Origin of the sequence: Pseudogracilibacillus amylolyticus (SeqCode), assembly GCF_051918545.1 — a bacterium.
In the GTDB taxonomy this organism is placed as follows: domain Bacteria; phylum Bacillota; class Bacilli; order Bacillales; family Amphibacillaceae; genus Pseudogracilibacillus.
Window position 1 is genome coordinate 1 of the sequence record NZ_JBPPZG010000204.1, and the last position, 6,812, is coordinate 6,812.

Consider the following 6,812-nt stretch of genomic DNA (forward strand, 5'->3'; position numbering starts at 1 on the left):
AGCAAAAGGATACAATTTTAATTTTACAATATTTTTATTTTTAATTTTAAAGGTAATATTTGGAGTAGGTTTACGTTTATAAACAAATAATATGATAAGCGTTTTCAACTATGTTATCCTTAAATTATAAACGTTCGCTTAAAACTTTTATAAGGAGTTGTTTTCATGGAATCAATGAAGTTATTCAAGTATTCTCGTACCTCTACGTTAATCATCCTTCCAAAGTTGGATGAAAGTCTATGGGATATACAGCCTAAAAATTGGCCGAATACAATTCGTTGGCACGCCGGACATATTTATGCCGAAGCGGAAGGTTTTATGCATGATGCTGACCATAATTATGAAATAACTCGTCCTGATTGGATGCCTCTATTCCTTGATGGATCTCGTCCATCAGAATGGGAGGGAGATGTGCCTTCGAAAGACGAACTTCTTGAAGCACTTCGAGAACAGGAAGGACGCATTGAAAACTTCTTTAAAGATAAACATCATAATAAAGTCTCCAAAGTGCGTGACTTAAATGGAATGTTACTTGATACAGTTGATATGTCCTTACAATTTATTACATGGCATGAGGGCATTCATATTGGAGATATAAAAGGATTGAGACTAGCTACAAAATAAAAAGATTCGCGTCTTTTAGTTTTGGGAGTAAAAACAACATACAAATTAACATAGGCCTTAAGATAAGAAAACTCAGATTTAATTCTGAGTTTTTTAGTTTTTAATTAAAAATTTATGCATTAAATGCGCACATCAATCACTAAAATAGAGGCTCCTCTTTATTCGATAATTCAACAAACAAAGGATAAACTCCAAAATATATCGGAATTAAACCTAATAGAACAAATAAAGCAATATAAGATGGACCAAAGAAAAGATTCACCAACATGATGGGAGTAATTAAGAGGAAAGGAATGATCGAACTTCTTTTTCTCAACCGTGCAGTCAGATATTGTTTTTCCTCACAATAAGGACACGACATGCCACCACCCAAAGTAAATGACCTTGTAAATGTTTGCTTCCAACTCCACCTTTTATAACAGTTCTGACAGGTCGGCATTTTAATCTACTCCTTTGTTCAGCAATATGATTTAGTTAATAAAACAGTATAGCTTTGGGTTAACCACTATTTTCTGAAACAGGCATATATTTAGTAAAATAAGCTGCCAAAATTAATAATATAACACTAATAGTCCAACTGAATAATCCTAAAAGATCAAACCAATAAGCCAATATATTTGTTAAAGCTATAAGAAAGAAACAAATGGAAGTTAACGCACTTTTTATTCCGGTAACACCCGATTTTTTTCTTCTCCTAATTGCTACAGGTATAGCAATTATAAAAATGATTATTAGAATTATATTTAAAATCTTCAGCAGTTTTAAAACCTCCCTCTTACAATAAATAACAGCCTTCCGATACTAACGATCCGTTTTACAGGTTTCATCTTTTCCACAATCTAGTTTGTTTGCATATGAATAATACTTGTATTTATACTAACACACTGATTTTTGTATTGCGAACCTCCCCCACTAATTGCTGACGCAATTTGAAGGGGACTGCGCCTTCGCTTTTTTGTTCAAAAACAACAAAGTTTTTACCCCTCGATTATTTTTTATGGCTAGCGGTTAAAACATGACATTTGTCACATGGATATGATGACATATGCGTCTACCCTTACATGAGTTACTCGATTAAGATTAATAGTAAGCAAAACTTGAAGGAGGACCATGGACCATATGTCTAGAGAAAAAACAAAACAATTACATAAGAGTGTTGCCCCATTTACAAAAGCTAATAATAAAAAGAGTATAATACAACTTTATAATACGTTGCTACCGCTGCTGCTATTTTGGATATTAAGTTTTATCAGTCTCCAGTTTTCTGTTTGGTTGACTCTCCTCTTTTCCGTAATAGGATCGGCTTTTATTGTACGGACGTTTATCATTTTCCATGACTGTACGCACGGTTCATTTTTTAACAATAAGAAGCGCAACGACGTGATTGGAACAATTACCGGAATTATCACATTGTTTCCTTATGAAAAGTGGAAACGAGAACATGCAATTCATCACGCCTCAAGTTCCAACTTAGATAAACGCGGGATAGGCGACATTTGGGTGATGACAATTGATGAATATATTAATGCATCCAAATGGGAACGGTTAAAATACCGATTATATCGAAATCCAATCATTATGTTTGGACTTGGACCACTTTATTTAATCTTAATCTCCAATCGAATCAATCGGAAAAATGCTCGTAAAAAAGAACGAACGAATACATATGTGACAAATATAAGCATTATTATTTTATATGGTATCATGATCTATGCTATTGGTTGGCAAGCATTTCTGCTCGTACAAGGTGTTATGGTATATGTGGCAGCCGCTCTAGGTATTTGGCTATTTTATATTCAGCATACATTTGAGGATTCCTATTTTGAAGAAGAATCTGAATGGAATTATGTAAAAGCAGCAGTTGAAGGAAGTTCTTACTATCAATTACCGAGGGTCTTACAGTGGTTAACCGGTAATATTGGCTTCCACCATGTCCATCACCTAGCGCCCCGGGTACCTAATTATAATTTAGAGAAAGCGCATATCGCGACACCGCCGCTTCAACAAGCGACAACGATCACGATTAAAACGAGTTTAGTTTCTCTTAAATATCATTTATACGATCCGAAAACCAAAACGTTTGTCACCTTTGGCATGATTAAGCATTTATTAAAAGAACCGAAGAAACATTTAGATTTTCAAAATATTAAACCAAAACGTACTAGTATAGAATGAATACAAAAACAGTCGTCCTTGAAAGCAGGCGACTGTTTTATCGTATTAAAAATTGGTACAATAGATAGATAGACAAGGACGGTGAGTTTCGTGCATAGATGGTATAGTATTTTTCCGAAAAATCCATGGTTAAGTATTTATACGTGGATCATATTTTGTTTATTACCGTTCTTTTTCATCTTTAGATCTTCGTCTATGATTGGGATTGTCATCGGAGTTATCTTATTAATTCTCTTTTTTGTTTCTTATATTTTTTCATTTAAAGCAAAAAGTGGCATTGTTTATATGTGGCTGAGTTTTAAAATGGTTATTAATATTCTAATGACCTTGCTTTTCGGCTTTGTATATTTTGCTTTATTTACTGCATTTTTCATTGGCAACATCCGACATACAGCTGGTTTTTTTATTATGTACGGGCTTCATATCGCTACAACAATTGGTGCAGTTATAGCTGGATTTTTTATCGATATTGATTTATTTCTACCACAACTATATTTCATCATAATTTGCTTAATCGGTACCGTTCTTTTACCTTTTAACCTTTACTACCGTAATAAACGTGAAAATTTGGAAGGACAACTAGAAGTAGCGAAGGAGCGAATTTCTGAACTCGTCGTTTACAAAGAACGACAACGAATTGCTCGGGACTTACATGATACTCTTGGACATAAATTATCACTTATCGGACTGAAAAGTGATCTTGTTGGAAAACTTATTTCGCGAGATCCTGTCCGTGCCGAGGAAGAACTCCTTGATATACGAAAAACAGCAAGCACTGCTTTGAAAGAAGTTAGAGATCTCGTTTCTGACATGCGATCAACGAATATAATAAAGGAATTAATTCGAGTAAAACAAATCTTGAAAGCTGCGGAAATAAAATTAATTATTATAGGCACACCTGAACTATCTTCCGCCCCTCCTTTAACAGAAAATGTGTTAGGCATGTGCATGAAAGAAGCTGTTACAAATGTAGTAAAACATAGCTATGCAGAAGTGTGCCAAATTACATTCCTTCGTAAAGCAGATTCATTTGAAATTGAAGTAAAGGATGATGGAATTGGAATCCCCGGTTCCAGTGACTATTTACCCGGAAGTGGATTAGATGGTATTCGCGAACGTCTTGAATTTGTTAACGGCAATTTGAAAATCGAAACTTCTAACGGAACAACACTTAAAATAAGTGTTCCCGTAATACTAAAACAAGTCTCTGAGGGGGAATAAGATGATTAAAATTGTGATTGCGGAAGATCAAGGCATGATGCTTAGTGCATTAGGTTCATTATTAAATATGGAAGACGATTTTGAAGTAATTGGAACGGCAAAAAATGGCGAAGAAGCAGTTGAGTTAGTAAAAGCACTAAAACCCGATATATGTATTATGGATATTGAGATGCCTTTAAAAACAGGATTAACAGCCGCTGAAGAATTAAAGGAAACGCCTTGCAAAATCGTTATTTTGACTACCTTTGCTCGTGCTGGTTATTTTGAGCGTGCACGTAAGGCTGGAGTGTTCGGATATTTATTAAAAGATAGCCCGATCGAGGAATTGGCTAATTCAATCCGAACTATTATGTTAGGTCGTAGAATTTATGCACCTGAACTAGTAGATATTATCTACGATTACGAAGATAGCACGGAAAATCCATTAACAGAACGTGAAAGCGAAGTACTAAAACTCGTTTCAGAAGGAAAAACAACGAAGGAGATAGCGAACAAACTATTTTTATCTCATGGTACCGTCCGAAACTATATTTCCGCCATATTGGATAAACTTAATGTTAATAACCGTATTGAAGCCATCTCTCGCTATAAAGAAATGGGCTGGTTTAAATAGAATGTGAAGGAATAGTTTTATCATGTGAAAGATGTTCCCATTTTTAATGAAAAATTGGTTTCCCTTTTCCGTATGTCTCCTTAGCTCAAAGCTACGGTAAAAATAATAACCAGCTTTCCCCCTCTTCCTTCCATTATCCGCCTTTGTAGGGAAAATTGTATTGACGAAAATCAATTTTGCCATGAAAAAAGAGCCTTTTCACCGTGTTACCTTCATGAAAAGACTCAGGTACTATAAACTATTACATTAACAAATATGCCAATAATGTTCCTATTAAACCGCAAATCAATGTAAATGCAATATTATCAAATGTTATCCGATAAGGGTTTTGATCCGTATTAAATGAAGTAATAGTTACTAGTAATCCATAAGTGCTCACAGCAAAAGTAGATACAGAACTAACAATTAAAATGATTGCTAGACTAATCGGTTCAATAATCTCCATTAAAGGTACCATCAACCCACTCAGAATTCCAATAGACGCTATGGAATGAACTCCAAACAAACTCATGGTCAAAATAAATAATTGAATTGCGATCATGAGCATAAGCGGAGAGTCTGAAAACTTTAAAATAAATTCATGGATATACATCGATGCATCTGATTCTGTAATCCCATTACTAAATAAAGCAAGTGAAATAAATAAAACAATAAAATTATGCATACTATTTGTACTGCTTTTCCAGGCATTCCATCCGACCACAGTGAAACATCGCAAGCGTTTGATAGCAATTGCCCAAAGCAAAGTAAATGGAAGAATTAGTAGCGTAATTGTCATAATAAAATCGATCTTATCAAAATAACCGGCGATGACAATAATAATTAAAAATAGTGCTAATGCTCCAATAAGGCCTAAGATCTTATTAAAATCTTTTCTTGTGAACGTTCGTGTTTTTCCCCCTTCACGGTAAGGGTACTTTTTATATTTCAGCTTACCAATAATGTTATCTAATATAAATATGATGACTACAACCAATAATAACCACGGCAATACTTCAATATATTTTACCCCTGTTACGAAAACACCAACAGCAACAACAATTTCTAAAGGACTCCACAATAATGCAATCGTATAACTTCTTACCGAAGCCATATTAATAAATTGATTCCTAAGGCGCTTAGGGATCGTTTTTAAATTTGATTTTATAATGCTTTGCGAAATAGTTATCGCTGGTAAGTTTAAAAACGTTCCCAATGAAAAAGTTGCTAGTGAACTTCGGTTATATAATGTCCCCAACTCTTTTGTATTCACTTTCATAATCTTACTAAGGAGAGAATCGTACCGTCCACTTCTAACAACACTATTCATCCAAGGTAACATCATAAAAAGCGTTAATAACGGGAAATTATCTTTTAATACATAAATTGTCTCCATAAAAGTTGTAGGAGTCGTCACATATAAAAACGAACCAATTAATACGAATACAATACCTAGCACTTTAAAAATAGTTGTCGCTTTCACAAATGCGAACAAAAACATAATAATCGCACAAATTGATAAAATCAAATCAACAAATGGTATTTCCAAAAACACATTCACTAAATGAATAAGTAAGACTGCTGCATAAAATAAATATATATGATTATAAATTGACTTCCTCATGATTCACTCCTTGAGCTTTTATTTTTTTGCAATTGGTGAACCATTTAATTAATTGCATCACTCTTGCTGTCTATATTGTATACTAACAAGTTTACGCCTTTATATCATTTTTTCTGTCTGTAAAAAATTGTGAACAGCTTACAGCAAGCGCCGATTAAATGGGATCGGGCGCTGATAATTCTGCCGAGGGCGCTGAATAATTCCGAAAAGCGCTGATAATACTGTCGAAATCGCTGAATAATTCCGAAAAGCGCTGATTAAATTTGAAAAGCGCTGATATAGCGTAAATTCCGCCGTTAAACTGCATTTAACGCCGATAAGAATTACAAAAGCTTATCGTCGGAGTACTTAAAATTAATTTTCTCACAAAATTAAGCACTATGTTCTCCTATTTTCAAGCAGAACATAGTGCTTTTTTACGTTCCATATTTAAATTCGAAACTGAGGGATTTTTTTATAAGTAGCAATTCTCCATACCCATTCCAATGGCCCGTATTTAAAATGCCTGAGCCATAAATTACTTATGATTAGTTGTACAATAAAAATCCCAAGTGAGACAAACAGTCCTAAAAACGG

Annotated in this window: 7 protein-coding genes; 4 read left to right on the forward strand and 3 right to left on the reverse strand. The window is 34.1% G+C overall.

Going from position 1 to position 6,812, the window contains the following annotated elements:
- Positions 1-165: 165 nt before the first annotated feature.
- Entirely contained in the window at positions 166-624 is a 459-nt protein-coding gene (locus tag ACPYKA_RS17190) for a DinB family protein (RefSeq protein WP_479543439.1), read from the forward strand.
- Between the two features lie 139 nt (positions 625-763).
- Here ACPYKA_RS17190 and ACPYKA_RS17195 read toward each other — a convergent pair whose 3' ends face one another.
- On the reverse strand, positions 764-1,063 hold the full coding sequence (locus ACPYKA_RS17195; protein WP_479543440.1) for a TIGR04104 family putative zinc finger protein: 300 nt from the start codon (positions 1,061-1,063) through the stop codon (positions 764-766).
- A 680-nt stretch (positions 1,064-1,743) separates the two neighbouring features.
- On the opposite strand from ACPYKA_RS17195, the gene desA reads away from it, so the two are divergent.
- From desA to ACPYKA_RS17210, 3 genes are all read left to right on the forward strand, one after another.
- Positions 1,744-2,799 (forward strand): Delta(5) desaturase DesA, encoded by a 1,056-nt coding sequence (desA, locus tag ACPYKA_RS17200; protein ID WP_479543441.1) that lies wholly within the window; start codon positions 1,744-1,746, stop codon positions 2,797-2,799.
- Between the two features lie 90 nt (positions 2,800-2,889).
- The gene (locus ACPYKA_RS17205; protein ID WP_479543442.1) at positions 2,890-4,020 is read left to right on the forward strand and encodes a sensor histidine kinase; all 1,131 of its coding nucleotides are present in this window, start codon (positions 2,890-2,892) and stop codon (positions 4,018-4,020) included.
- A 1-nt stretch (position 4,021) separates the two neighbouring features.
- Positions 4,022-4,633 carry a response regulator gene (locus ACPYKA_RS17210; protein WP_479543443.1) on the forward strand — a complete coding sequence of 204 codons (612 nt, stop codon included), beginning with the start codon at positions 4,022-4,024 and terminating at the stop codon, positions 4,631-4,633.
- Between the two features lie 241 nt (positions 4,634-4,874).
- Here ACPYKA_RS17210 and ACPYKA_RS17215 read toward each other — a convergent pair whose 3' ends face one another.
- The gene (locus tag ACPYKA_RS17215; RefSeq protein ID WP_479543444.1) at positions 4,875-6,236 is read right to left on the reverse strand and encodes a hypothetical protein; all 1,362 of its coding nucleotides are present in this window, start codon (positions 6,234-6,236) and stop codon (positions 4,875-4,877) included.
- A 429-nt stretch (positions 6,237-6,665) separates the two neighbouring features.
- The gene (locus ACPYKA_RS17220; RefSeq protein WP_479543445.1) at positions 6,666-6,800 is read right to left on the reverse strand and encodes a DUF418 domain-containing protein; all 135 of its coding nucleotides are present in this window, start codon (positions 6,798-6,800) and stop codon (positions 6,666-6,668) included.
- Positions 6,801-6,812 lie beyond the last annotated feature (12 nt).

Coding starts and splice junctions, on each gene's coding strand:
- desA (WP_479543441.1), top strand. CDS start 1,744: ATGTCTAGAGAAAAAACAAAACAATTACATAAGAGTGTTGCCCCATTT.
- ACPYKA_RS17195 (WP_479543440.1), bottom strand. CDS start 1,063: ATGCCGACCTGTCAGAACTGTTATAAAAGGTGGAGTTGGAAGCAAACA.
- ACPYKA_RS17190 (WP_479543439.1), top strand. CDS start 166: ATGGAATCAATGAAGTTATTCAAGTATTCTCGTACCTCTACGTTAATC.
- ACPYKA_RS17210 (WP_479543443.1), top strand. CDS start 4,022: ATGATTAAAATTGTGATTGCGGAAGATCAAGGCATGATGCTTAGTGCA.
- ACPYKA_RS17215 (WP_479543444.1), bottom strand. CDS start 6,236: ATGAGGAAGTCAATTTATAATCATATATATTTATTTTATGCAGCAGTC.